The organism is Serratia proteamaculans, assembly GCF_008830365.1.
Taxonomy (GTDB): domain Bacteria; phylum Pseudomonadota; class Gammaproteobacteria; order Enterobacterales; family Enterobacteriaceae; genus Serratia; species Serratia proteamaculans.
On the sequence record NZ_WBKI01000001.1, the window covers coordinates 1,250,967 to 1,277,358 of the forward strand.

Annotated in this window: 19 protein-coding genes; 2 read left to right on the forward strand and 17 right to left on the reverse strand. The window is 57.3% G+C overall.

Annotation, left to right across the window (positions count from 1 at the left end; translation table 11 throughout):
• Positions 1–13: 13 nt before the first annotated feature.
• The 15 genes from F8R23_RS05925 to chaB all read right to left on the reverse strand — a co-directional run bounded on the left by F8R23_RS05925 (position 14) and on the right by chaB (position 21,261).
• Complete coding sequence (locus F8R23_RS05925; protein WP_151415385.1) at positions 14–2,665, reverse strand: nitrate reductase; 2,652 nt, start codon at positions 2,663–2,665, stop codon at positions 14–16.
• Complete coding sequence (gene nirB, locus F8R23_RS05930; protein WP_211369071.1) at positions 2,662–6,807, reverse strand: nitrite reductase large subunit NirB; 4,146 nt, start codon at positions 6,805–6,807, stop codon at positions 2,662–2,664. Before nirB ends, F8R23_RS05925 begins: the two co-directional genes overlap by 4 nt.
• A 10-nt stretch (positions 6,808–6,817) precedes the next feature.
• Positions 6,818–7,606, reverse strand: a complete 789-nt coding sequence (locus F8R23_RS05935; protein ID WP_129938265.1) for an ABC transporter ATP-binding protein — start codon at positions 7,604–7,606, stop codon at positions 6,818–6,820.
• Positions 7,607–7,616: 10 nt separating this feature from the next.
• Positions 7,617–8,513 (reverse strand): nitrate ABC transporter permease, encoded by an 897-nt coding sequence (gene ntrB, locus F8R23_RS05940; RefSeq protein ID WP_112349669.1) that lies wholly within the window; start codon positions 8,511–8,513, stop codon positions 7,617–7,619.
• An 8-nt stretch (positions 8,514–8,521) separates the two neighbouring features.
• Entirely contained in the window at positions 8,522–9,781 is a 1,260-nt protein-coding gene (locus tag F8R23_RS05945; protein WP_112349668.1) for a CmpA/NrtA family ABC transporter substrate-binding protein, read from the reverse strand.
• Positions 9,782–10,285: 504 nt separating this feature from the next.
• Positions 10,286–11,566, reverse strand: a complete 1,281-nt coding sequence (locus F8R23_RS05950) for a nitrate regulatory protein (RefSeq protein WP_151415387.1) — start codon at positions 11,564–11,566, stop codon at positions 10,286–10,288.
• Positions 11,567–11,623: 57 nt separating this feature from the next.
• Positions 11,624–13,198: an ABC transporter substrate-binding protein gene (locus F8R23_RS05955; RefSeq protein WP_151415388.1), complete on the reverse strand. Its 1,575-nt coding sequence runs from the start codon at positions 13,196–13,198 to the stop codon at positions 11,624–11,626.
• Positions 13,199–13,346: 148 nt separating this feature from the next.
• Positions 13,347–14,018, reverse strand: coding sequence for an ABC transporter ATP-binding protein (locus F8R23_RS05960; protein WP_129938268.1), 672 nt, complete (start codon positions 14,016–14,018; stop codon positions 13,347–13,349).
• The gene (locus tag F8R23_RS05965; protein WP_112349664.1) at positions 14,015–14,851 is read right to left on the reverse strand and encodes an ABC transporter ATP-binding protein; all 837 of its coding nucleotides are present in this window, start codon (positions 14,849–14,851) and stop codon (positions 14,015–14,017) included. Before F8R23_RS05965 ends, F8R23_RS05960 begins: the two co-directional genes overlap by 4 nt.
• Positions 14,841–15,710, reverse strand: coding sequence for an ABC transporter permease (locus F8R23_RS05970; protein ID WP_129938270.1), 870 nt, complete (start codon positions 15,708–15,710; stop codon positions 14,841–14,843). The genes F8R23_RS05965 and F8R23_RS05970 overlap by 11 nt, the downstream gene beginning before the upstream one ends.
• Positions 15,707–16,759: an ABC transporter permease gene (locus F8R23_RS05975; RefSeq protein ID WP_112349662.1), complete on the reverse strand. Its 1,053-nt coding sequence runs from the start codon at positions 16,757–16,759 to the stop codon at positions 15,707–15,709. The genes F8R23_RS05970 and F8R23_RS05975 overlap by 4 nt, the downstream gene beginning before the upstream one ends.
• Entirely contained in the window at positions 16,759–18,327 is a 1,569-nt protein-coding gene (locus F8R23_RS05980) for an ABC transporter substrate-binding protein (RefSeq protein WP_151415389.1), read from the reverse strand. Before F8R23_RS05980 ends, F8R23_RS05975 begins: the two co-directional genes overlap by 1 nt.
• Positions 18,328–18,630: 303 nt before the next feature.
• On the reverse strand, positions 18,631–19,584 hold the full coding sequence (cbl, locus tag F8R23_RS05985; RefSeq protein WP_012145640.1) for an HTH-type transcriptional regulator Cbl: 954 nt from the start codon (positions 19,582–19,584) through the stop codon (positions 18,631–18,633).
• Between the two features lie 298 nt (positions 19,585–19,882).
• Positions 19,883–20,578, reverse strand: coding sequence for a gamma-glutamylcyclotransferase (locus F8R23_RS05990; protein ID WP_112349659.1), 696 nt, complete (start codon positions 20,576–20,578; stop codon positions 19,883–19,885).
• Positions 20,579–21,033: 455 nt separating this feature from the next.
• A complete protein-coding gene (gene chaB, locus F8R23_RS05995) occupies positions 21,034–21,261 on the reverse strand; it encodes a putative cation transport regulator ChaB (protein ID WP_129936661.1) in 228 nt (75 codons plus the stop codon).
• Positions 21,262–21,391: 130 nt separating this feature from the next.
• Here chaB and F8R23_RS06000 point away from each other — a divergent pair, with 130 nt between their 5' ends.
• Together F8R23_RS06000 and chaA are read left to right on the forward strand one after the other, a co-directional pair.
• Positions 21,392–22,210, forward strand: coding sequence for a siderophore-interacting protein (locus tag F8R23_RS06000; protein ID WP_012145642.1), 819 nt, complete (start codon positions 21,392–21,394; stop codon positions 22,208–22,210).
• Between the two features lie 314 nt (positions 22,211–22,524).
• Positions 22,525–23,625 (forward strand): sodium-potassium/proton antiporter ChaA, encoded by a 1,101-nt coding sequence (gene chaA / locus F8R23_RS06005; RefSeq protein WP_129936662.1) that lies wholly within the window; start codon positions 22,525–22,527, stop codon positions 23,623–23,625.
• 53 nt (positions 23,626–23,678) lie between these two features.
• On the opposite strand, the gene lpxO is transcribed toward chaA, so the two are convergent.
• The gene (gene lpxO, locus F8R23_RS06010) at positions 23,679–24,581 is read right to left on the reverse strand and encodes a lipid A hydroxylase LpxO (protein ID WP_129936663.1); all 903 of its coding nucleotides are present in this window, start codon (positions 24,579–24,581) and stop codon (positions 23,679–23,681) included.
• A gap of 465 nt (positions 24,582–25,046) precedes the next feature.
• Positions 25,047–25,832, reverse strand: a complete 786-nt coding sequence (phoH, locus tag F8R23_RS06015) for a phosphate starvation-inducible protein PhoH (RefSeq protein ID WP_085117328.1) — start codon at positions 25,830–25,832, stop codon at positions 25,047–25,049.
• Positions 25,833–26,392 lie beyond the last annotated feature (560 nt).

The following is a 26,392-nucleotide window of genomic DNA, read 5'->3' on the forward strand; positions in this document are numbered from 1 at the left end:
CTCACCACCTCTGCTAGGCCACCCGTTGGGATGCATGCTGTTGAATCAGTTTTTTTAGCTCCGGCAGGCAGGAACCGCAGTTGGTGCCGCATTGCAGACGGGCACCCAATGCCTCTGCGCTGTGGCAGCCCGCCTGGATAGCCGCAATGATGCGGTTCTCGCCCACGCCGAAACAACTGCAAATCGTGGTGCCTGCCGCTAACTGCCCTGGCGCACCGCGCCCTGCCAACAGCGCCAGCCGTTGTGGCCCACCGTTGGGGGCCAGCTCAAAGGCACTGAGGATCGCCGGGCGATCCAGCTGCGGGGCCTGCTGGCGAACATAAAACGCCAGTTGCACCTCGCCCTGTCGCCAGCCAATCAGGTGTAGACCGCGCTGGGCCAACTGTGCCGTTTGCAGCGTCATGCCCTCCAGCGAGAAATGCCGCTGTAGCCAGGCCTGCCAGTCTTCAACCGGCCGCTGCCCGGCCATAATGTAGTGAGTCAGGCCATCCTGCGCGACCCGGCTCCAGTAAATTCCCCTGGGGGCGGCGACGTCGGCACGGATAAAAATCTCCGCCTGCCAGCTCACCGGCCAATGGCTGACCCTTACCGGCGCATGTTTGCTTTCCGGCTGGCCGGAGTCGGCATCCACCACCGGCGGGATCAGGCTGTCTACCCGGCCCTGAGCGGTAAATTGACCGTTCCAGTGCATCGGTACGAACACACTGCCGCGCCGCTGTCCCGGGTTGCACTGCGCGCGTGCCAGCATCCAGCCGTGGGGCGAACTGAGTCGTACCAGACTGCTGTCGGCGATCCCCAGTTCAGCGGCATCCTGCGGGTGTATTTCGCAAAAAGGTTCGCTCAAATGACGCATCAACCGTGCTGCTTTGCCGGTGCGTGTCATGGTGTGCCACTGATCGCGGATACGACCGGTGTTAAGCACCAGTGGATAACGCGCTGAGACCGCATTCTGCGGCAGGCGTGGCGTCACCGGCAGTAGTCGCGCCTTGCCATCGGGATGGAAAAAACGCCCATCGGCAAACATGCGCCGACACCCCGTAGGATGCCGCGCATTCACCGGCCACTGCACCGGGGCCATCTGCAACCATTGCTGTCTATCCAGCCCCGCCAGTTGGCCGATGTCGAACGCGCGCGTTCCGTTATTCTCAAATCCGGACAGAGCCGCGTGTTCGCTGAAAATCTCCGAAGGATGTTGGTAACTAAATGCCGCACCATGACCCATACGTTGCGCAACCTGACTGAGGATCCACCAGTCGGCCCGGGCTTGCCCCGGTGCCGGCAGAAAGGCACGCTGGCGTGAAATACAGCGCTCGGAGTTGGTCACGCTGCCCTGCTTTTCCCCCCAGGCCAGCGCCGGCAGGCGAATATGCGCCAGTTCAGCGGTATCGGTCATGGCCATCACTTCGGACACCACCACCAGCGGGCACTGTTTTAGCGCCTGGCGCACCGTATCGGCATCCGGCAGCGAGACCACCGGGTTAGTACCCATAATCCACACCGCTTTTACCTGCCCGGTGGCGATCGCCTGGAACAGGTCCACCGCATTCAGCCCTGGTTGCCTGGCGATGCGGGGCGATTGCCAAAAACGCTGAACCCGGTCGATATCCTCGGGGGTGAACCCCATATGCGCCGCCAGTTGATTGGCTAGCCCACCGACCTCCCGCCCGCCCATGGCATTGGGTTGGCCGGTAATCGAAAACGGGCCGCTGCCTGCCCGACCAATACGTCCCCCCGCAAGGTGCAGATTGATAATCGCATTGCATTTATCCGCACCGCTGGCCGATTGGTTAATGCCCATCGAATAGAGCGTGACCCAGTTGTGGGACGCGGTCAGCAGTTGGAAAAACGTCAGCACCGCACTCAGCGGCAGCCCGCAAAACTCCGCCACCCGCTGCGGCGTCCATTCTGCCGCCGCGGCCAACGTGGCCTCTGCGCCGCTGGCATGCTGTTGCAAAAAAGTGGTATCCAGCCCTTGTTGTTCGGCCAGCCAGTGCAGCCCGCCGGTAAACAACGCCGCGTCACTGCCGGGCCGCAGCGGCAGATGCAAATCCGCAATATCGCAGGTTGCCGTCTCACGCGGGTCGATCACCACCACCCGCATCTGCGGGCGCTGCTGACGGGCTTTCACCAGCCGTTGATAGACCACCGGATGCGCCCAGGCGGTGTTGGACCCGGTCAGTATCACCAGATCCGCCTGTTCGATATCCTCATAACAGCAAGGCACCACATCGCCGCCGAATGCCCGCTTGTAGCCAACCACCGCAGACGCCATACACAGCCGCGAGTTGGTGTCGATATTGGCCGCACCGATAAATCCCTTCATCAGTTTGTTAGCCACATAATAGTCTTCGGTCAGCAACTGGCCGGAGGCATAAAACGCCACTGCCTGCGGGCCATGTTGTTCAATAATCTGATTAAAGCGCTGTGCCACCTGCCCGAGCGCCTGATCCCAAGCGACCGGCTGGCCATCGACCTGCGGCTGCAATAAGCGGCCAGTCAGATCCAGTGTTTCACCCAGTGCGCTGCCTTTGACGCACAGTCGCCCCTGGTTGGCCGGGTGCGCTACATCGCCGCTGACAGTCAGTTCGCCATTACTCTGCTGCTCAATGGTTACGCCACAGCCCACGCCGCAATACGGGCAGGTGGTGCAATGTGCGGCGGTCATGACGTCACTTCCGCCGTTTCCGGCAGTTCAGCCTGCACCACCAGCGGTGTACTGCACACCCATACCCGGCCTTCCTCTACCCGCACCGGCCAGGCAGTGACAGCACGCTCTGCATTATCCACACAGATACCGTCACTCAGGCGGAAACGCTGCTTATACAACGGGGAAATCACCACAGGTTCGCCCGCTACGTCCCCCAGCAACCCACGCGCCAGCACGTTGGCGTCGCTGTCCGGTTCCTGGTTAGCCAACGCATAAACGCCGCTGTCCGGCAGATGGAACAGCGCAATTTGCCGCTGCCCCAGCCGGGCAGCCATGCCGGCGTTGGCCGGGATCTCCGCCAGCGCACAAACATCCAGCCACTGTTCCCCGACAGCCTTCGCCGGTTGTACCTCGATCACCTGGCCCCGCTCCACACCCATCGCCGGGCGGCGTTGTCCGCGTTCCGCCTGCCAGACGATCGCCTCATCCGGCTGTTCGCTGTTAACAAAAGGGCGGAACAGTTTCAGGCGATCCGGACTGGCGAGCGTGGTTTGCCATTCGCATTGGTAGTGGCTGACTACCCTTGCCATCTCTGCGTCCAATTCGGTGCCGATACCCAGACTGTCCTGCAAAACCACTTCACGCAGGTAATCCAGCCCACCTTCCAGGTTGTCCATCCAGGTGCTGGTACGCTGCAGGCGATCGGCGGTGCGGATGTAGAACATCAGAAAGCGATCGACCGTGCGGATCAACGTGTCGGTATCGAGATCGCTGGCAAACAGATCCGCATGGCGCGGTTTCATACCGCCGTTACCGCACAGGTAGAGGTTCCAGCCTTTCTCGGTGGCAATCACCCCAACGTCTTTGCTCTGCGCCTCTGCGCACTCTCGCGTGCAGCCGGAGACCGCCATCTTGATTTTGTGCGGCGAACGCAGCCCCTTGTAACGGTGCTCCAGTTCGATAGCCAACGACGTAGAATCCTGCACGCCGTAGCGACACCAGCTGGAGCCGACGCAAGATTTCACCGTGCGCAGCGACTTGCCGTAGGCATGACCGGTTTCAAATCCGGCGTCGACCAATTGCTGCCAAATCTCTGGCAATTGCTCCAGCCGGGCGCCAAACAGGTCAATCCGCTGACCACCGGTAATCTTGGTGTAGAGCTGATAGCGCTGGGCAATTTGGCCGATGGCGATCAGCCCCGCCGGGGCGATTTCACCGGCCGGTACCCGTGGGACCACCGAATAAGTGCCGTCTTTCTGGATATTGGCGAAAAAGCGATCGTTGGTATCTTGCAGCGGCAGGTGCTGCGGTTTGAGCAGGTATTCGTTCCAGCACGAAGCCAGGATCGACCCCGCCAGCGGTTTGCACACCTCACAGCCACGCCCATGACCGTGTCGAGACAGCAGTTCATCAAAGGTGCGGATGTTGCCGACGCGTACCAGGTGATACAGCTCCTGACGTGAATAGGCGAAATGCTCGCAAACGTCTTTTTTCACCACTACGCCGCGCTGCTGCAGTTCGTGCTCCATCAGCTGTTTGACCAGCGCCGCACAGCCGCCACAGCCGGTGCCCGCTTTGGTGCAGGCTTTGACCGCCGCCAGATCGCCGCAGCCTTGTTCCACCGCAGCGCTGATATCACCTTTGCTGACGTTATGACAGGAGCAGATCTGCGCCGTGGCCGGCAAGGCTGAGACCCCCAAGGCTTTCGGTGCTGACCCGGCCGTCGCAGGTAAAATCAGACTCTCCGGCATCGCGGGCAGCGGCATATCGTTGAGCATCATCTGCTGCAGCGTGCTGTATTCAGCGCTGTCACCCACCAGTACCGCGCCCAGTAAACGCTTGCCTTCAGCGTCGACCACCAGTTTTTTATACACCTGTGCCGGGCCGTCGACCCAGTTGTAGCTTTGGCTGTCGGGAGTATGACCATGGGCATCACCCAGCGAAGCCACTTCCACGCCCAACAGTTTGAGTTTGGTACTCATATCTGCACCACAGAACACCGTTTCCTGCCCGGCCAGCCGATCGGCCAGGGTACGCGCCATCTGGTAGCCGGGAGCCACCAGACCGAAGATTTGTCCGTTCCACAAGGCGCATTCGCCAATGGCATAAATCGCCTCATCGTTGGTGCAACACTGGCTGTCGATCACAATGCCACCGCGTGCCCCCACCTCCAGTCCGGCCTCGCGGGCAAGCTGGTCTCGTGGGCGAATACCGGCAGAAAACAGAATCAAATCAGCCTCCAGGCGCTCACCATCAGCAAAATTCATACAGTGACGGTGTAACGAACCCTCGATAATGGCCTGAGTTTGCTTACCGGTATGCACGCTGACACCGAGCGCCTCAATTTTTTTGCGCAGCATGGTCGCGCCACCGTCATCCAGTTGCACCCCCATCAAGCGTGGCGCAAACTCCACGACATGGGTGTTCAACCCAAGCTGACGCAAGGCATTGGCGGCCTCCAGCCCCAGCAGGCCGCCACCGACCACCACCCCGACGCGAGCGGTTTTGGCGCAATCGGCTATCGCGGCCAGATCGTCGAGCGTGCGGTAAACCAGACAGCCCGGGCGATCGTTACCCGGGATCGGCGGTACAAACGGATAAGAGCCGGTCGCCAGCACCAGTTGGTCGTAGGCCGTTTCTCTCCCCTCGGCATCGATCACACATTTGCGCTGGCGATCGATAGCGCACACCGCCTGCCCCAACCGCAGCTCTATGCCGCTACGGTCGAAAAAGCCCGCCTCCACCATCGACAGCGAATCCGCACTGCGGCCAGAGAAAAACTCGGACAGATGCACCCGGTCGTAGGCCGCCACCGGCTCTTCGCCAAACACCACAATGTGATACTGCAAGTGCAATTCGCGAGCGACCAGTTGTTCCAACAAGTGATGACCGACCATGCCGTGACCGGCGACCAACAAAACGGGCTTGTGCATATCAGAATTCCTCTCATCAGACGCCGCTGGCGTCCCGGGTTCGCTACTGCCAAACAGCAAGGTATCCGGCTGTGAAACCGGCAGGCCAAGCTGTTGCAGATAAAAAGGGCTGTCCTGAGCGTCGCCATACAGCACCACGCCCTGTAATTTGCCGTCGCGCACCAGCAGGCGGCGGTAGTGCTGCGCCTGAGGATCTTCGGCGTGATGGATCTCGGTTTGTCCGTCGGCAACCATTTCGCCGGCGCTGAATACTTCAACGCCACTGACCTTCAGGCGGGTATGCAACGGCGCTGGCCGGTAACCCGCCACCGGCTCCCCGCTCAGCCGCTGCGCCAACAGTCCGGCCTGTTGCCAGCAGGGTGCCACCAGACCCACCGTGGTCTCACCAAACTGAGCACACTCACCGATGGCGAACACTGCCGGATCGTCCGTTTGCATGCGGTCGTCGATCATAATGCCGCGCCCGCAGACCAGTCCGGCGGACTGCGCCAGGCTAATTTCGGGCCGCACTCCGATGGCGATCACTGCCAGTTCGCAGGCCAATAACTCGCCGTGACTCAGGGTGACAGCGCTGACCCGTTCGGTTCCCTGAAAGCGGCTGACTTCGCAGTTCAACCGGCATTCGATACCGCGCTGCAACAGGTTAAGTTGCAGCATCCGCCCCGCACGGGCGTCCAACTGCCGTTCCATCAAATGCTCGCCTCGGTGTACCACGGTGACGTTCATGCCGCGCTGGGCCAGTGCCGCCGCCGCCTCAATCCCCAGGACACCACCGCCCACCACCAGCGCCGGTCGGGCTGGCCGGCAGCGAGCGATCATCGCTTCTACATCGTCCAGGGTGCGAAAGCCATAAATGCCGTCCAATCCCCCACCCGGCAGTACGGGCCGCAACGGGCGCGAACCGGTGGCAAATACCAGCAGGTCATAAGGCAGTTGATGCCGTGCGGTGATCACCCGCTTTTGTTGCCTGTCCACCGCCAGCGCCGGTTCCCCGGCCAGCAGCTGCACCCCCTGCTGCCGATACCAGTCATAGTCGTGCAGCAGGGTATCGCTGAACGCTTTGTCCCCCGCCAGTACCGGCGACAGCAGAATACGGTTGTAGTTGCCGCGCGGCTCTTCGCCAATCACCGTGATGGCATAGCGCTCTGGCGCCAGCCGACACAGGGTTTCCACCAGCCGCATACCGGCCATGCCGTTACCAATCACCACCAGTTTGGGTTTGTCCATCATCCTGCTCTCATGCCGCTTTCGCGTGCTTCTCATACAGGAACTTCAGCACCTGCCGACGGTAATGGTGATATTCCTGGTCATCCGCCAGCGCCACACGTGAACGCGGACGCGGCAGCGCCACCGGCAGAATTTCACCGACGGTGGCCGACGGGCCGTTGGTCATCATCAGCACCCGATCGGACAGCAGCACCGCTTCGTCGACGTCGTGGGTAATCAGCACTATGGTGGTGTGCAGCCGCTGCTGGATTTCCATCACCGCATCCTGTAGATGTGCGCGGGTCAGCGCGTCCAGAGCGCCGAAGGGTTCATCCATCAGCAGCACTTTGGGTTTCATTGCCAATGCGCGAGCGATGCCAACCCGTTGTTTCATGCCGCCGGAGATTTCATGTGGCCGCTTGTCGAGCGCATGGCTCATGTGCACCAGCGCCAGGTTGTGTTCGACCCAGTCGCGCATTTCGCTGCGCGTCATCTCGTGGCGGAAAACCTGATGCACCGCCAGCGCCACATTCTCGTAAGTGGTCAGCCACGGCAGCAGTGAATGGTTCTGGAACACCACGCCGCGCTCCGGGCCCGGCCCGGTAATTTGTCGGTTGTCGCACAGCAATACGCCGTCGCTGGGCAAGGTCAGCCCGGCGATCAAATTCAGCAGCGTTGATTTGCCGCAGCCGGAGTGGCCGATCAGGCTGAGGGTTTCCCCGGCCTGAATATCAAAGCTCACCCGATCCAGCGCGATAAACTCCCCCTGCGGGGTGGCAAAGCGCTGGCTAACGTTCTGGACCTGAATAATCGGTTTCATAGCGCGCTCCTTAGCGGTTCTGATAGCTAAAACGTTTTGCCAGTAACATCAGCCCCTGCTCGAGCAGCAGCCCGACCACACCGATCACGATGATGGCGATAATGATGTTTTCGACGTTGAGGTTGTTCCACTCATTCCAGATCCAAAAACCGATGCCGACGCCGCCGGTCAGCATTTCCGCCGCGACGATTACCAGCCAGGCGATGCCGATCGACAGACGTACGCCGGTCAACACATAAGGCAGCACTGCCGGAAACAGGATCTTGCGCATCACTGTCCATTCCGACAGCTTGAGCACCCGCGCCACGTTGAGGTAATCCTGCGGAATACGCGTGACGCCCTCGGCGGTATTAAGGATCATTGGCCAGATTGAACAGATGAAAATAGTCCAGGTTGACGCCGGTTCTGCACGCTGGAACAGCAGCAGGCCAATCGGCAGCCAGGCCAGCGGGCTGACCGGGCGCAGCAGTGAAATGATCGGGTTGAGCATGTTGGCCAAAAACGCAAAGCGCCCCAGAAGAAAGCCGGCCGGAATGCCGACCAGCGCCGCCAGGCCAAAACCGGTCGCCACGCGCTGCAGCGAGGCCAGTACGTTCCAGCCAATGCCCTGATCGTTCGGCCCGGCGGAATAAAACGGGTCGGCAAACAGCACCAGCGCCGCCTGCCAGGTCGCCCATGGCGTTGGGAATCCCTTGCTGTTAAGCGCCGCTATCTGCCAGGCCACCAGGGTCAGCACCAGCCCCAGCACCGCGGGCACACCCCGGCGGAAGCCTTGTTGCAGCAGCAAGCCCCAACGAGGTTTGCGCTGCGGCTGCGGCTTGTGCGGGCGCTTTAGCGGCACGATTTCCGCACTGACTTCTACACCGGGTGACGCAGGAATATCGATCCGTTCAGCAAGATTTTTCATCGGTTACCTCAGCGCTTTAAAGAGAAACTGTTGGCGTATTCCGCCGGATTACTGCCGTCCCAGCGCTTGCCGTCCAACAGCGTACTGGTGCGCATATCGTCGGTAGGCAAGTTCACTCCGCCTACCGCGCTGGCCGCCTGCTTATAGATTTCAGTTCGGTTGATTTTTTTCGCGACGGCCAGATAGTCCGGTTCGGCGCTCAACAGACCCCAGCGGCGATGCTGGGTCAGGAACCACATGCCATCGGACAGGTAGGGGTAGCTCACTTCGCCATCGTGGAAAAAGCGCATCGCATGCGCGTCCTGCCATGACTTACCCAGGCCGTTCTGGTACTGGCCGAGCATGCGGCCGGTAATGATCTCTGGTTTGGTATTGATATAGGCGCGCCCCGCCACCACCTGGGCGGTTTCCTGGCGGTTGGCGTCCGAACTGTCGATCCAGCGCGCGGCGTCCAGCACTGCAGCGGTCAGCGCACGGGCGCTATTGGGATTGGCCGCGACCCAGTTGCCGGTGGTGCCCAGCACCTTTTCCGGGTGATCGGGCCAAATTTCCTGGCTGGTGACGGCGGTAAAACCAATGTCCTCGGCAATCGCACGTTGGTTCCACGGCTCACCCACGCAAAAACCGCTCATGTTGCCGATTTTCATGTTCATCACCATCTGCGGCGGCGGCACCACTACGTTGCGCACGTCGTCAAACGGGTGAATACCGGCGTTGGCCAGCCAGTAATACAGCCACATGGCGTGGGTACCGGTCGGGAAGGTTTGGGCGAAGGTGTAAGTGCCCTTGGCGCTGGCATCGACGGTTTTTTTCAAGCTGGCCGCATCGGTGACACCGGCCTGTTTTAACTGGTTGGAGAGCGTGATCGCCTGGCCGTTGTTGTTGAGCGTCATCAACACCGCCATATCCTGCTGCGGCCCGGCAACACCAAGCTGCAGGCCATACACCATGCCGTACAGCACATGGGCCGCATCCAGTTCCCCGGACAACAGCTTGTCGCGCACCGCCGCCCAACTGGCCTCCTTGCTGGGGATAATTTTGATGCCGTACTTCCGATCGAACTGTTTCACCGCCGCCATTACCACCGAAGCGCAGTCGGTAAGCGGGATAAAGCCCACGCGGATCTCTTTTTTCTCCGGTGCGTCAGAGCCTGCCGCCCAGGCGGCGTTCATCAGGCCGGGCAACATCATGCTGCCGCCCAGCGCCGCGCTACCGGCCAAAAAGCGGCGGCGCGTCAGGCTAAGCCCGGGGAGTTTGGTGTGCGTCATCGGCAAGTCCTTCAATCAGGCGATAAAATAAAAAAGGCGTCCCATCAGCACATTCCACCGTTGGGGTGAACATGCTGAAAGGACGCCTTTATCCATAATCTTGTTGGCAACCCGACCGCCATTGGCCGGGTTACGTTTTAGTAATGCAGCTTGCGTGCCAGATCTGTCATTTTACATACCCCAATTTATAGTTATGTAATTTATACCCTATGAATTTCAAGTTGGCCGCTCTAGCGCGTCCATGCGCTCGCGGCATTTGTACATCCCTGTACAGCACGGCTAGGCGCCCAGCTTGCTCATCCCCAGGCGCTTACAAAAGTTAAGTAACTGGGGTGACAAATCTGCCGGGAGCAGATTTGAACGCTGCCAGCAGCGGCCCCAAAGGGGTGTGGCCCATGGACGGGCCACATAACTGAGTGCAGGTAACAACACTGCAACTTGAAAGGCGACGGGTATTTGCACAACGCCAAGGCAGTAACTGCACTGACTGTGTGCATATACCCCTTAGGGAGTACTACCGCTGGGCGGCAGAATATCCGCGACCGCCAGCATGGCGTTGGCGATATCAATCAGGCGCTGGTTCTGGTTCATCGCCATCTTCAGCAGCAAACGGTGGGCCGCCTCCTCGGTCAAGCCGCGATGCTGGATCAGCAGCCCTTTGGCGCGTTCAATCTGTTTGCGTTCATTCAGCGTTGCCCGCGCCGTCGCCAGTTCCTCCGATAACACCTGTAGACGTTGCGACTGCTGCTGAATCAACTCCAGCATCGAACGGCCCAAACGCGGATGGATACCGTCCCCCGCCAGCGATGATGCATCCCCCAAGGGTGCCGCCACGAAAACCGCGTAACTTTCTTGCATCGGCTGCGGCGCGTAATTGGCGCAGTCCGCCGCCAGCGCGCGCTGGGCCTGCGCCAGACTGTGGCGGCAACTGGTCATCAGTGCCTCCTCCAGCCGGTCTTCAATATGTTTCATCAGATCGATACGCGCACTGGTGATCTCGAACCAGCGCAGGCTGGTATCGGCTTTATCATTCAGTTGCAATTGGGTACAGGCAATACGCCGCAGGCGTTCAAACTCGCGGTCATCCTGCTGCTGCATGTGCCGCCACTGGGCCAGAGAAGCTTCATCGGCAAACTCGCTGAAGGTAGCAAAGCAACGCTCCTGCCCTTCGATCAGCATCAGTAACTGTTGGTGCGCCGGTTCGCCAAAACGCATGGCGGCAAAACCGGCCGAACCGATTGCCCGTTCCTGCCCGGCCAGCTCCTTGCCCTGCATAAAGCTGAACATGGCGATCAACGCACGTGCCGTGATGGGTTCTGCACAGGCATCCGCCGCTTCAAATACCAGTGCCAGCAGGCTGTGAATGATGTCATTGAAGGTGCCCATGGCCGCAGGCTGCAGAATTTGCCTTTGCTGCACCTGGCGGCGTAATTCAGGCAAGGCGGTAAGATGATGCAGCGCGCTGGCAATGCGGCTGAACAGACGGCTGGCGCTGGCCAGGGGCGCAGTGCTGTCATCCAACTGCATCAACTGCCGCTGCACCGCCAACTCAGCCTGCTCCACTTCCTGCGTCCGCCCGGCCAACCGCTCGCCAAACAATGCTCCCTGTGAACACAGGTAAATATTGACGGTACCGCGTTCCCGCTGGAGCACGTGGATCAGTTGGCTGACCCGGCCAACCAACTGTCCCATTTGCAGCAATTGCTGCAATACGGTGATTTCACAACGTTTGGAGGCCAGCAAAAAGTCGCCGGCACTGGGCGGGAAAGTGTGGTTACGGCTCATGACAGGATCCCCGGTGGGCTAAATAAACCGATCCTGCAAAAGCCGTGCCGTGCTGGGTTACTTACTCACGCGATCCAGATACAGCATGCTGTTGGCGATATCCACCTTAGCGTCTTTAACGTTGTCACGCAGTGCCACCAGCGTTTGTCCCTGCAATGCCACGACGTAGGGAGAGCTGGTCTGCAATTCGCGCTGTAAGCTGGCGTAGTGCGCGGCGCGCTTTGCCCCATCACCTTCCGCCGCCGCTGCGCGGGTTTCCGCACTCAGCGCCGGGATAGTCCACTGGGTGCGCCAGGCCAGGGTTTTCGGCCCGTCGGGCACGTTGTAGGCAAAGGCACTGGCGTTGGTGTTCGGATCCAGGTAGTCCGCTCCCCAATAGGTGAAAATGGCCTGGAAATCGCGGCTGCGCATCTTGCCCCACAGGTCGCTTTCTACCACCGGATGAATATCCAGTTGCAAACCGGCCTTGGCAAAGCTGGCCTGCAGCGCCTGGGCGATATCGGTATACGGCGGCTGGTTGATGACAATCAGATCAATGCGCGTGCCTTCGGCAATACCGGCTTCATGCAAAATCTGTTTGGCCTTGGCCACGTCGAGCTTGAACGGTTGGTTGTCGATCGCCCCGTCCAGCCCCAGCGGTAGAAACGCCTGATGGACGCGGTACTGGCCCTTCAGCAGGTTGTCGGCAATGGATTGGTAGTCCACCAACCAGCGCGCCGCCTGCCACAATGCCGGATTGCTCAGAGCAGGTACCTGCTTGCTCCCGGTGTTGAAACCGAGGTAATAGACTTTGGACGAGTCCTGCTGCTCTATCCTGACACCCGGCTCCTTACGCAGCGAATTGAACTGATCAGCGCCCAGATCGTAAGCCACGTCGGCGTCCCCTTTCAGCAGCAACAGGCGTCGGGTTCCGGCGTCGCTGACGTTCTTCAGCAGCACCGTTTTCAACTTCGCCTGCGGTTGGGCATAGTCGTTCCGACTGAACAGCAGCGCCTCATGCGGGACATAGTTGCTGACGCGATAAGGCCCGGCACCGGCAGAATTAGAACGCAGCCAGGCGTTACCGAAATCCCCCTGTTGACTGTGCTCAGTCAGCAGCTTTTCATCGACGATCGAGGCAACCGGCGCGGTCAACAGCCGCAATGCCAGACCACTGCCGATATTGGCCGACCAGCTTAACTGCAGCTGGTTGTCCCCCAGTTTTTTCAATTGGCCCTCGACGTTTTCTGGCGTCCAGCCGAACTCACCAAGAATAAACGACGGCGCCTTGTTCAGTTTCACCGCCCGCACCAGCGAGAAGATCACATCTTCCGGCCGTACCGGATTGCCGGAAGCAAAGCGCTGGTCAGCCTTCAGGGTAAAAATCAGGCTGCGGCCGTCCGCCCCCGCCTGCCAGCCGCTGGCCAGCTCTGGGGCCAGTTTTTCCGGCGTGCTGCGATCCGGCATCAGTAACCGCTGATACAGGTTGACCAGGTTGGCCGAGCTGACGGTTTCAAAGCTTTCGGCCGGATCCAGACTGATGATGCCTTCCAGCGAACTGACCACCACCAGCGTGTCTTTCGGGGTGGCCGCCTGCGTGCCAAAGCTCGCCGCCAGGGCGCTGAACAATAAGGTGGGGATTAGCCGTTTCATCGATGCACTCTCCAGGATCACGCGGATGCGTTATTTTTCGAGTGTAGAGGCAGCGGCTTAGCAGAAGAACGACTATAAATTGCTTTATTTATTACGCAGATGTCTATTGACTTCAAATAATACCCGCCGGGTTAACGGCGGGCAGAATTCAACTGACCAAACGGCCGTGCGCCATCGCCACCGAGCGATCGCACATGTGGTCGATCACATCAGCGTCGTGACTGACCAAGATCATTGTCAGGTCACCCGCCTGTTTCAGCTCGTTGAGCAGGTTGAGGATCTCCGCCTGCACCGACATGTCCAGCGCCGAGGTGGGTTCGTCCAGCAGCAGCAGTTTGGGTTTTAACAACAGCGCTCGTACAATCGCCACCCGCTGACGCTGGCCGCCGGAAAGCTGGTGCGGATAACGATCCAAAAGCCGCGGATCCAACCCCACCTGCCGAAAACCGGCGCTGATTTTTTGCTCGACGCCCCTCTCTTCCAGTAATTTCAGCGGCTCCGCCAGGGTGCGCAGCAACCGGTGTTTGGGGTGCAGCGAGGCATAGGGATCCTGAAATACCATCTGCACCTCACGTCGCAGCGTGCCGGTGAACGGGCGCCCCGGCTGCAGATCGCGGCCCAGCAGGTTGAAACCGCCGCTCCAGCTTTCATTCAGCCCGGCCAACACCCACAGCAGCGAGGATTTACCGCAGCCGGAAGGGCCGACCAGCCCGAAACACTCACCCGGTTCGATATGCAGGTTGACCTCATGCACCACGGTGCGCACGTCATATCCCTGCCGATGGCTGACGCTGAGATTGTCCAAAGTAATCAGGCTCATTTCAGTGACTCCAGCAACGCACGATCCAACACCGGCAAGGGTTTACCCCGGGTCTCCCGGCTTGGCCGACACGACCACAGCGTGCGGGTGTAAGGATGGGTGGCAGAGGCCAGGCGATCGGCGGGCAACTGATCCAGCAGTTCGCCTTTGTACATCACCAGCACCCGCTCACAGTAGTGCGCCACCTGCTGCAGGTCGTGGCTGATCAAAATCAGGCCCATATTGCGTTGTTCAACCAGAGTTTCGATCAGTTGCAGGACCTGATCGCGCATCTGGTGATCCAGCGCGGACGTAGGTTCGTCGGCAATCAGCAATTGCGGGTCGTTAATCAGCGCAATTGCCAGCATCACCCGTTGCCCCATGCCGCCAGACAGTTGGTGCGGGTAACGTTGGCGCAGCGATTGCGGATCGGGCAGCCCTACCGCCGCCAGCATATCCAGCACCTTCTCCCGCCGTTCTGCCCGGCCCAGGCGGGTGTGCAGCAACAGCGGCTCTTCCACCTGACGGCCAATCGGCTGGGTCGGATTCAGCGCATGCTTGGGATCCTGCATCACCATCGCCACTTTGTTGCCGCGCAGGCGGTTCCACTGGCGTTCATTCAGCCGTGCCAGATCGTCGTCACCCAGCGTCAAACGCTGCGCCTGCAACTGTAACGGCGGTGGCAACAGCCCCATCAAGGCACGCGCGGTCAAGGATTTACCGGAGCCGGACTCCCCCACCAGCGCCAGCCGCTCCTGCCCCATGCTGAAAGAAATGTCTTTGACCAGCGGCTGGGAACTCCACAATGCCACCGACAACCGTTCGACGGTCAATAAATTGTTATCAATGCCCATGACGAGGATCCATTTTATCACGCAGGCCATCGCCCAGCAGGTTAAAGGCCAGGCTGGCGAACAGGATCGCCCCACCCGGTACTGCGGCGACCCACCACTGGTCAAATATCACTTTGCTGCCCTCGGCCACCATGGACCCCCATTCGGCGGTCGGCGGTGCCACTCCCATGCCGAGAAAGCCCAAACCGGCGGCGGACAGGATGATACCACCGAGGCTCAGCGCGGCACGCACCACGGCACTCGGCAGGCACAGCGGCAAAATATGCCCGGCCATCAGCCGCAGGCCACCAATGCCTTGCATGCGCGCTGCGGCCAGATAGTCACTGCGGCGCAACGCCAGGGTTTCCGCCCGCGCCTGTCGGGCGAAAGAAGGCCAACTGGTTAACGCCAGCGCCAGCGCGCCGTTCATCAACCCCGGCCCCAGCACCGCAACAAACGCCAGTGCGATCACCAGGCTGGGCAACGACAGAAAAATATCGGTCACGCGCATCAGAATACGCTCGACCCAGCCACCGAGATAACCGGCGCTAATGCCCACCAGCAGGCCAATCGGGATGGTCAACAGCAGGATCAATGACACCAGGATCAGCGTTGGGCGAGCGCCGTAAATCACCCGTGACAGCAGATCGCGGCCAAAGCCGTCGGTGCCCAGCCAATGGCCGGAAGCAGGCGGCAGCAGGCGCAACTCGATATGCTGCAGATTGGGATCGAAAGGTGCCAGCCACGGGGCCAGCAGTGCCGTCAGGATCAGGATCGTCACCAGCGTCGCACCAATCGTCAGCGTGGTTAGCCTGCCGCGTGGGCGATAAACGGCAGCCGGTTCGCTCTGGGGCTCATGTTCAGAAAGGTATTGGCTCATCGGGTTCGCGGGTCCACTAAATAGGTCAGCGCATCGGCCAGCGCGTTAAGCACCACAAAACAGGTGCCAATCAGCAAGGTAGCGCCGAGAATGGCCGGCGTATCGGCGGCAAACAGTGCGGTGGTCAGATAACGTCCCACCCCCGGCCAGGCGAACACCGTTTCAGTCAGCACCGCGCCCTCCAGCAGGCTGGCGTAGGACAGCGACAGTACGGTGATCAACGTGCCCAACACGTTGGGGAATACGTGACGCAACAGAATACGCGTGCGGCTGGCCCCTTTGGAACGCGCCAGGGTAACGTACTCTTTATTGCACTCTTCCAGCATCGCCGCACGCAGCAAGCGGGTGATGCCCGCCATCGACAGCAGTGCCAGTGCCACCACCGGCAACCACAGGTGGCTGATGGCGTTGTAGAACATCTCACGATCGCCGGACAACCAACTGTCGATCAGGATAAATCCGCTGCGCGGTTCCATGCTGTACAGATAGATATCATCCAGCCGCCCCGGCCCCGCCGACCAATGCAGCGTGGCGTAAAACAGCAGCAACCCCAATAGGCTGAGCCAGAAGATGGGTACCGAATAGCCGATCAGTGACAGCAGACGTGCCGCATTATCCAACCAGCCACCCGGTTTGATCACCGCCAGAAACGCCAGGGTAATGCCGCCGACCGCTCCGAGGATAATGGCGCAGGTCGCCAGCTCCACCGTGGCCGGGAAGGTGCGCAGCAGATCGCTCAGCACCGGCTGCGAGGTAATCCGCGAGATGCCCATATCCCCTTGCGCCAGATGCACCAGATAACGCCAGAACTGCACCGGTAAGGGCTGATCCAACCCCAGATCGTGGCGCACCTGGGCATAGGTGGCTTCGCTGGCGTGATCGCCGGCTATCTGCAGCGTGGGATCGATCGGTGCCAGATGCGAAAGCATAAAGGTGAACAGCAGCAATCCAAGCAGCGTCAGTGCCAATGACAGCAGGCCGGTAAACAGCCTGCGGCCCCAGCGCCAACTGCGCCGGGCTAACCCGGCGGAAGACGTACGACTGATCATTATTTGCTGACCTTGCTGTAAAACACCATGTCAGGGTTGATGCCCTGCTCGTAGCCTTTCAGGTTGTCGCGCACCGCAATCAGGCTGCGCGCCTGCAGACCAATCACAAACGGCGAGTTTTTTTGGACGGCTTGCTGCAACTGTTGGTAATCCGCGACCCGTTTGGCGGTGTCATTTTCCGCCGTGGCCGCCAGCGTCAGTTTGTTCAATGCCGGTATCTGCCAGTTGGCACGCCAGGCCAGCGTTTTACTGCCGTCTTCCGGGTTATAGGCGAAGGCAGCGGCGTTGGTGTTCGGGTCAAAATAGTCCGGCCCCCAGGAGGTCAGGACCGCATCATAGTTGAGAGATTTGACCTTGGTGGAGACCTGCGCACTGAGGCCCGGCACCAGATCCACCTTCACCCCGCCCTGCGCAAAGCTGGCCTGCAATGCCTGTGCGATGTCCAGGTATGGCGGCTGGTTGTTAACCTCCAGCTTAAAGCTGACGTCTTTCAGACCGGCCTTGGTCAAAATTTCTTTAGCCTTGGTCGGGTTAAAGCTGTAAGGCTTGTCCTTCAACGCCCCCAGGTAACCCTCTGGCAGGAACGCCTGATGGTTCTGGAACTGGCCTTTCAGCAGGTCATCGGCAATGCCTTTATAGTCGAACAGCCAGCGCGCCGCTTCCCAGAAGGCCGGGTTACCCAGCGCCGGGGACGCCTTGGCGTTGAACTGCAGGAAATAGAGTGAGGCGTACGGAATGGCCAGCGGCTTGACGCCCGGCTTGCCTTTCAGCGCGGCCATCTGGTCTGCCCCGAGGTTACGCGCAATGTCGGCGTCGCCCTGCTCGATCAGCAGACGGCGGGCGGCCGGATCCGGTACGTTTTTGATCAGGATAGTTTTCAGCGTTGGCGCGCCCTCTGGCGAACCGGGGTTGGCGTCAAGCACTACCACTTCATGCGGCACATAGGTGCGGATTTTATACGGGCCGCTGCCGGCGGAATGGCTATTCAGCCACTGGTGGCCAAAGTCATCACCCTGCTGATGCGCCAACGCTTCTTTGGCATCGACAATGGAGGAAACCGGGGCCGAAAGCAGGCTAAGCACAAACGCCGGACTGACGTTTTCGCTCCAACTGATTTTGACCCGCTGGTCATCCACTTTGCTCAGGTATTGGTCGACATTTTTTGCGTTCCAACCCAGTTGGGTGAGGATAAACGACGGTTCAAGATTCAGCTTCACCACCCGCGACAACGAGAAGATCACATCTTCCGGGCGCAGTGGATTGCCGCTGGAGAATTTGGCGTCTGGCCGCAGAGTAAAAGTCAGGCTGCGGTTATCACTGCTCGCCTGCCATTCACTGGCCAACGTGGGTTTAAGTTCGATCGGATTTTTTGGATCTGACTGGATCAGGCGTTGGTACAGGCTGTTAAATGACTGCACCGTGGTTAATTCAAAGCCCTGGGCCGGATCAAAGCTGACCACGTCATCGATGGATTGGGCAATCACCAATGTATTGGCCGGGGTTGCCGCCTGTGCGTTGAAACTGGCCGCCACGGCCAAAAATACCAAAGAGGGAACGAACGCTTTCATCAAAAACTCTCCAAGCGGATGGAATTTATAGTAATTTCGCGAGTGTATGTGAGAGCCATCGGGAGGCGAAGGTACTTAAATAACTATAGATATTCTTTTTATGTCTATAGCTGAGATTTTGATTATTAAGCAGGCGGGCTTTTGCGAGTGGGTGCGCAAAAGAAGAAGTCCCCATATTAGAACTCATAGGCCCAGTGCAAAAAAGCAAACGCCGTATGGTCAGAAAACTGTTGAGAAAACAGCTTTAACTTTCCCTATCGCCGGGCACATGCCCGGCCTGCTTGCCAGCCACCTTCCCTCCGATTAAATCTGGTAATCGATCACCGTATCCAGCTGTGAGGAGAACACTTTGTCTTTGATTTCGGTCAGCGACAGCGTTGGGTTACAGAGCTGGATAAATCGCCATGCATAGTTACGTTGTAACTGACTGCGTTTCAAACCTAACCAAACGGTATTGGGTTCGAACAGGTGTTCGGCGTTAAGGCTAACCAACCCGTGGTCGCGTTCCTTCTCGTAGGACATATCCGCCAGCACGCCCACCCCCAATCCCAGCTCAACATAGGTTTTAATCACGTCAGAATCCTGCGCGCTTAAAGCAATATCCGGCGTTAACCCGGCAGCTTTGAAAGCGCTATCCAGCCGTGACCGGCCGGTAATGCCCTGCCGGTAGGTAATCAGTGGCAAAGTACTGAGCATTTCCAGCGTTACCTGTGGCTGACGGGTCAACTCATGCCCTTCCGGCACCAGTATGGTGTGGTGCCAGCGGTAATAAGGAAACGCCGCCAGAGACTCGTCGCTCATCAACCGCTCACTGGCAATGCCGATATCGGCCTCACCGGAAGCCAGCATACCGACGATTTCTTCGGGGCTGCCCTGATTCAGTACCACCCTCACCCGCGGATACAGCGCGCGAAACTCTTTAATCACCCCCGGCAGGCTGTAGCGTGCCTGGGTATGGGTAGTGGCGATGTGCAGTTGACCGGCGTCGTTGCTGCTGAATACGTCCGCCAGACGGCGGATATTATTGGCATCATTCAGGATGCGTTCCGCCACCACCAGTAGCTCTTTGCCCGGTTCGGTCATGCCTAATAAACGCTTGCCGCGGCGGATAAATATCTCAATGCCCAGCTCTTCTTCCAGTTCCCGAATATGGCGGCTGACACCCGACTGCGAGGTAAATAAAGTGTTGGCCACCTCGGTCAGGTTGTAGTTGCAGCGCGCCGATTCCCGAATAATTTTTAATTGTTGAAAGTTCATCCACTCCCCCCGGTCGAACAATATTGTTAACACAGTGATACGGAGTCTGGCGTGAGGGGACAAATAAGAAATAACCTTTAGTTATGCATTTTCATGCTAAGTGAATTTTTCACCGCTGTGAATTAACTGTTTCTTAGCCTTAAAATAACCAATTCCTTTAATATTAATGAGATAAATAACCACTTATAAATTGTGGATTAAATATTCATGCAGAATAAAGTTATTAAATATAGGTATTAGATATATGAAACGAAAAAAGGCTCAGCATGCTGAGCCTCATTAAAACGCAGTGCGGGGATCAGGCCGTTGCCTCTCCACCGACAGGACCGGAGGTATTCTGCTGCAACCACTGCTGCACATAGCACACCAAATCGCCAATGCAGTCGTCCTTCATACCTTGGTTTCTCAGCTCGGTATCCAGTGAGAACAGGTACTGAGCGTTGGTACCCAATGGCCCGCTGGCGCTGGCGATCAAGGGTGCGATCACCTGGTGGCTGGTATCTTCTTCAAACAGCGGATGCTGCGGGTTCATCACAAACACCAACGCGGTCACCACTTGGCCATCGGCCAGGCTGAGATCGCACCAGGTCGGCAAATAACAGCCGGTCAGCATCTCACGTTTCCACAGCAGTTCCAGCTCTTCGTGCAGCTTGGCTTCCGGTAGGCGAAACGCCAGCCCGGTGGTACTTCCGCCCTCTTTCAGAGCTAACATACGCCCAGGCTGATGCAAGGTGCCGCGCCCGGCGGTCAGCCGCAAACAGAAAGCGCGGTGCCAGCCCTGCAACGTGGCCGGTCGCACCTCTTCGGATTCAAATACCGGGTTCCACATCAGTGACCCGTAGCCGAAAACCCACACCGGGCTGTTATCCGGCCGACGGGATAAAGTACAATCCAGTGAGGCCGCACGCTGCTCTGATGTCAGTAACAGCGACTCCTCAATGGTGCCGAATGCTGTTTTGCAATCCGCATTTTGCAGAAAATCTCGCGTTAACACCTTAACAACCTCCCGGGAATAAGATTGCTCATATTCCCTAGCCACTGTTCATCTTATACCCGTCATCTTTCAAGTTGCAGCGTTGTTATCTGCTTACAAGACCCATCCATGGGCCTTGCCCTTTCAGGGCCGCTGCAAGCAGCGTTCAAATCTGTTCCCGACAGATTTGTCGCTCACCCCAGTTACTTAACTTTTGTAAGCGCCTGGGGATGAGCGAGCTGGTCGCCTAGCTGCAACTTGAAAGCCATAGGGTATATTTATTAGCTGCGGAATTTTATTAATTCTATAACCCTTCCCGCGATAATAATGACCTTATTCTTTTCTCTGGGAGCAATCAAGTTTCAAGCAGGGTTTAAAGTGAAAAAGTGTTTGTACTCAGCAGCAATAATATTAATTGCCAACTTGTAGGTTCAAAACGCAGAATTTACCGGCGCACCAAGGCGCCGGATGAAAGGTTACTTTTTATGCCAGTGGTCATCATCGCCTTTGCGGTAGCTTTGCTTGACTGCGGCCCAAGCCACCTTATGTGCCGTTTCCTCACGACTGTCGTCACCGCGTCGGTCGTCCGGATCGCGATATTGTTGCCAGGCGCTGTTGAATGCTTCCTTGTAGATCTCTTGCGCGTGCGCCGGCAATACGTTCTTCACATTGTCAGGCAAGGCATTTGTGCTGTTATAGGGCATCACTTTCCTCCGGTAAGTCGTCAGTGAACCTTAAGCTTAGATGCCCCATCCACCCACCTCAACTAGCAAACAATTCTCATTATCAAATGGCGTGATATACTCTGCGCCAAACGAACATAAGGAGAACCCCGTGACTACCGAAGCCCCACGCTCACGCGCACCCTACCTGATTGCAGTCAGTGCCATTCGCGATATTACCCCGCACCTGCGCCGTATCACCTTCACCGCGCCGGACCTGCGCTATTACCCGGCAAATGCTGCTGCCGCGCACATCAAGGTTTTCCTGCCGCTGGCAGGCCAGACACAGCCGGATCTGCCGACGCTGACCGAAAATGGCCCACGCTGGGCAGCCGATGCGGTGCGCCCCATTGTTCGTACCTACTCCATCCGTGCGGTACGTCCGGAACTGGCGGAAGTCGACATTGAATTCGCCATTCATGACCACAGCGGTCCGGCGGTTGACTTTGCCCGCGCGGCGAAAGCCGGCGATAAAATTGGCATCAGCAATCCCGGTGGCCCGAAACCTATGCTGCCAGAGGCTGACTTTTACTGCCTGGCCGGCGATCCTTCTTCTTTACCCGCATTGGCAGCTTTGCTGGAAGGGCTACCGGCACACAGCGAAGGCAATGCCTTTATCCGTGTAGATAGCTCGGCCGACGTGATCGAGCTGAAAAAACCTGCAGGCCTTGAGCTAAGCTGGATTATTGGCGGCACCGAGAAAACCGCTGAGCTGATCACCCAATTTTGCGCCTTGCCGCAGCCACAGGCCGCGACCCAATACTGGCTGGCCGGTGAAGATCGTCTGGTGGTTGAACTGCGCCGCTTCCTGCGCCGCGATCGTCAATGTGAGCGTAATCGGCTTTATGCCGTACCTTACTGGCGTGAGGGGTTAAACGAAGAGGGTTATCATAATAAACGGCATGAAATTATGGACAATATTGATGACTGATGTGAATTTTTTCCTTTATTAACGGTGCTATACACGCTAAAACTGCAATTTATGTGCCGTTAATGAAGTAATTTCATGTTACTGCGTAAAAGAAAGTAAAGAAAACCGCATCCCGTGCGGTTTTTTTGTTAACCTAGTCACATATTGCAAGCATTTGCTTTTGCAAGTAAAACAACATCACATCATTCCCCGGCACGCGCCACTGGGTGTATCCTATTATTATTAAATAAAAATGCATTCTGGATGCGCAGAGTTGCCTTTAACGGCAGTTAGCGAAGACGGGACCACGCTGTTTGAGAAGGAGTACCATCGAAATGAAGTCGCAAAACGATCCTGGCCGATCCAAATCCCGCCACACCGAGTATTCCCTGCTGCTGCCCATTGCCGCCCTGGTGGTGCTGAATTTGTGGGGTAATACCAGCAACTTTCCGTTGATCGTCGGCATTAACATCGTTGCCCTGATCGGTATTCTCAGCAGTGCGTTCAGCGTAGTACGCCACGCCGATGTCCTGGCTCACCGCCTGGGTGAACCCTACGGCTCGCTGATCCTCAGCCTGTCGGTGGTAATCCTGGAAGTCAGCCTGATTTCTGCGTTGATGGCCACCGGCGATGCCGCACCGGCGCTGATGCGCGACACCCTTTACTCGATCATTATGATTGTCAGCGCCGGATTGGTGGGTGTTGCGCTGCTGCTTGGCGGCCGCAAATTCGCCACCCAGTACGTTAACCTCGGCGGTATAAAACAGTATCTGATGGCGATTTTCCCGCTGGCGGTGATTGTGCTGGTGTTCCCGAGTGCGCTGCCGGGCGGTAACTTCACTACCGGTCAGGCGCTGCTGGTTTCGGTGATTTCTGCCGCCATGTACGGCGTGTTCCTGGTGATCCAGACCAAAACCCACCAGAGCCTGTTCGTCTATGAGCACGAAGATGACGATGGCGATCCGCACCATGGCAAGCCTTCCTCGCACAGCAGTGCCTGGCATGCCATTTGGCTGATCGTGCATCTGGTTGCGGTGATCGCAGTAACCAAATTTAACGCCAATCCGCTGGAAGGTTTGTTGACCAAGGTGAATGCCCCGGCGCAATTTACCGGTTTCCTGGTCGCCCTGCTGATCCTGTCGCCTGAAGGTCTGGGGGCACTGCGCGCGGTATTGAATAATCAGGTACAGCGCGCCATGAACCTGTTCTTCGGTTCTGTGCTGGCGACCATTTCCCTGACGGTACCGGCGGTCACCGTCATCGCCACGCTGACCGGTCAGACGTTGATCTTCGGTTTGCAGACGCCGCATATCGTGGTGATGCTGACGGTGTTGTTGCTGTGCCAGCTTTCGTTCTCTACCGGCAGGACCAACGTGCTGAACGGTACGGCGCACCTGGCGCTGTTTGCCGCCTATATGATGACTATCTTTGCCTGATTAACCGAAGGGCGTCCCGTGGCGCCCTTCGTTTTTATAGATATCGCGAAAACTTATACCGCGAAAAAAATGCCCGCCGCGATACCGCCAAACAAAATCCATTTAATGATGTAATACCCGGTACGGTTCCACGCCTTCAGCCGTTTCCCCACTTTGCGCACCGCATAAATATACTTGAACAGCTTGTTAACCCCCCCGGTACGATCGCCCTCTTCATTGGGTGCGGTAGCCGCGCTCATCAGGTTACGCCCCAACCAGTGGTTGATGCCCTGCGCCCAGCGGAAACGCATCGGTCTTTCGATATCACAAAACAGGATCAGCCGGTTTTGCCCACTTTGGTTTTCGGCGAAATGCAGATAGGTCTCGTCAAACATCACTCCTTCGCCATCGCGCCAGCTATAACGCTCGCCGTCCACTTCAATAAAACAGCGGTCGTCATTCGGAGTAATCAGCCCCAGGTGATAACGCAGCGAACCGGCGTAAGGGTCGCGGTGACGTGGCAGGCGGCTGCCGTCCGGCAGTTCGGCAAACATCGCCGCCTTGACCGAAGGCAGGCTCCGTAACAAAGCCGTGGTCTGCGGACACAGGCTCATCGCCGACGGGTGGCTGTCTTCATACCATTTTAAATAAAAGCGCTTCCAGCCGGTTTTGAAAAACGAATTGAATCCGGCGTCATTAAATTGATCCGAGGCTTTGATCTGCTGGATCGCCATCAGCTGCTGCCCTTCATCGCGAATGCTTTGCCAATTCTCCCGCAGCACCTGCAGTTCTGGAAATTGCTCCGGCTGCAAATAAGGGGTGGTCGGCACGCGTGAGAATAAGTACATAAAAACGTTCAATGGCGCAGTGAAGGTCGAATGATCGGAAAGCTGCCGCCAGAAGGTGTAACGCACCCTGCCACGGTAATGGACATACACAACGCATAAAATAAATAGCAATAAAATAATATATTTCATGATTGAACCGCTTTGAAAATCCCAATGCCCAGTACGCCAACCCGGCATACTCCCAGATATTTCCTTTTGGCGGATGAACCCCTTCGCCCGTCTGGAACACCACTAAGCATTAACGCTAACCCAACTAAAATCTATACAAAAAACCACAATAATTTACACAAGAGGTAAACAAGCGGAGATTGACGGTTCAGCGCTGTCCAACCAGGCCAACCAGAGCGGTCTGCCAAAGGCAATAAACGAAAATTAACTTTGCCGTTAAGCTATAAGTGGAACCTGTAAGTCACGGTAAAACAATAAATTAATAATTTGATTTCGATCAGTGCATCATAATCCCCCCATGTTTAACTCAGGGTGTTATTTAAAATAAATAACAACAGCGCGAACAATAATAAAAATAAATAATACGCGCAGGCAACATCATGAAAAAGGCCGCCGAAGCGGCGGCCTTGAATTAGCGGGCAGGTTTTAACTGTAGGCGTTGAGCGTACGCTGGCACAGGGCGGAGCGGACGCAGTCTTGTTTATCAAAGCGGATGATGCCGATCATTTCATCCTCCTCGAAGCGTTCCATCGCATCGCTGAGGCCGGACTTCACGCCGCGCGGCAAATCGCATTGGGTTACGTCACCATTAACGATTACCGTTACGTTCTCACCCAAACGGGTCAGGAACATCTTCATCTGGCTGGCGGTCACGTTCTGGGCTTCATCCAGGATAACTACCGCATTTTCGAAGGTACGCCCACGCATGTAGGCGAAAGGCGCGATCTCTACCTTGCCGATTTCCGGACGCAGGCAGTATTGCATAAAGGACGATCCCAAGCGGCGCACCAGAATGTCATACACCGGGCGGAAATAAGGGGCAAACTTCTCTGAAATATCCCCAGGTAAGAAACCGAGGTCTTCATCCGCCTGAAGAACCGGGCGAGTAACAATAATCCGATCCACTTCTTTATGTATAAGGGCTTCTGCCGCTTTCGCAGCGCTGATGAAAGTTTTGCCGCAGCCGGCTTCACCGGTGGCAAAAATCAACTGCTTCTTATCTATGGCGATTAAGTAATGACCCTGAGCTTCGGTTCTAGCCTCGATGGTAGAGCTATCGCGCTTGTCTCGCGCCATGCCAATAGACTCAACACCACCCATTTGTACCAGCGAGGTTACGGACTCTTCTTCAAGCTGGCGATGACTACGAGCGTCACGACGAATAACGCGTTTCGCTTCACGACGTGCTTTGATCACTGCTTTTTGTCTCATAGTGGCACCTTACAGTTTGTTTCACCTACCGCGGCGGTCTGGACCGCGCGATTATGTTTCACACACAGATTAGGTTTTGGCTCCCTTTTGAACCAACAATAGCCAAGAGTAAAAGTGAATACGCGGCGGGCGTGTTAGCACACCGATTTTTCACGGGAGAATGCGATTGCGTAATTAAACCTAGAGTAAAAAGTGACAAGAATTTCGAATGACGAGAGTGCGGAGTGGCCAGGAAAAGAGAGTCGGAGAGAGAACCCTCGTTACAACGAGAAATCAGGGAAGGTCTGTTATTTGTTCTTTCTAGCCCAACCAAGGACTTTACCATTAGCGATCCCCGCAGTGTTATTTACAGCTTCGAGCTGTGCACCTTGTGAAAACTACCGCCAGATGATTACAGTATAATGACATTCAAACCTCGTGCGTTGCTAAAATGTAAAAAAATTTAATCTTTTTTGTTTTTAGACGCAACAAGAACACTATATCACGCCGATTACGTCATTCAATAAAATTTTTATTTATCACCATATCAAATAGTTATGATTAAAAAAACCGGATGACAT

Bases quoted from the DNA above. Each gene is read 5' to 3' on its own strand.
- F8R23_RS05980 (WP_151415389.1), bottom strand. From the start codon at position 18,327: ATGAAAGCGTTCGTTCCCTCTTTGGTATTTTTGGCCGTGGCGGCCAGT.
- chaA (WP_129936662.1), top strand. From the start codon at position 22,525: ATGAAGTCGCAAAACGATCCTGGCCGATCCAAATCCCGCCACACCGAG.
- chaB (WP_129936661.1), bottom strand. From the start codon at position 21,261: ATGCCCTATAACAGCACAAATGCCTTGCCTGACAATGTGAAGAACGTA.
- F8R23_RS05970 (WP_129938270.1), bottom strand. From the start codon at position 15,710: ATGAGCCAATACCTTTCTGAACATGAGCCCCAGAGCGAACCGGCTGCC.
- nirB (WP_211369071.1), bottom strand. From the start codon at position 6,807: ATGGACAAACCCAAACTGGTGGTGATTGGTAACGGCATGGCCGGTATG.
- F8R23_RS05925 (WP_151415385.1), bottom strand. From the start codon at position 2,665: ATGACCGCCGCACATTGCACCACCTGCCCGTATTGCGGCGTGGGCTGT.
- F8R23_RS05950 (WP_151415387.1), bottom strand. From the start codon at position 11,566: ATGAGCCGTAACCACACTTTCCCGCCCAGTGCCGGCGACTTTTTGCTG.
- F8R23_RS05935 (WP_129938265.1), bottom strand. From the start codon at position 7,606: ATGAAACCGATTATTCAGGTCCAGAACGTTAGCCAGCGCTTTGCCACC.
- cbl (WP_012145640.1), bottom strand. From the start codon at position 19,584: ATGAACTTTCAACAATTAAAAATTATTCGGGAATCGGCGCGCTGCAAC.
- F8R23_RS05975 (WP_112349662.1), bottom strand. From the start codon at position 16,759: ATGATCAGTCGTACGTCTTCCGCCGGGTTAGCCCGGCGCAGTTGGCGC.
- phoH (WP_085117328.1), bottom strand. From the start codon at position 25,832: ATGAGACAAAAAGCAGTGATCAAAGCACGTCGTGAAGCGAAACGCGTT.
- F8R23_RS05960 (WP_129938268.1), bottom strand. From the start codon at position 14,018: ATGAGCCTGATTACTTTGGACAATCTCAGCGTCAGCCATCGGCAGGGA.
- F8R23_RS05945 (WP_112349668.1), bottom strand. From the start codon at position 9,781: ATGACGCACACCAAACTCCCCGGGCTTAGCCTGACGCGCCGCCGCTTT.
- F8R23_RS05965 (WP_112349664.1), bottom strand. From the start codon at position 14,851: ATGGGCATTGATAACAATTTATTGACCGTCGAACGGTTGTCGGTGGCA.
- ntrB (WP_112349669.1), bottom strand. From the start codon at position 8,513: ATGAAAAATCTTGCTGAACGGATCGATATTCCTGCGTCACCCGGTGTA.
- lpxO (WP_129936663.1), bottom strand. From the start codon at position 24,581: ATGAAATATATTATTTTATTGCTATTTATTTTATGCGTTGTGTATGTC.
- F8R23_RS05955 (WP_151415388.1), bottom strand. From the start codon at position 13,198: ATGAAACGGCTAATCCCCACCTTATTGTTCAGCGCCCTGGCGGCGAGC.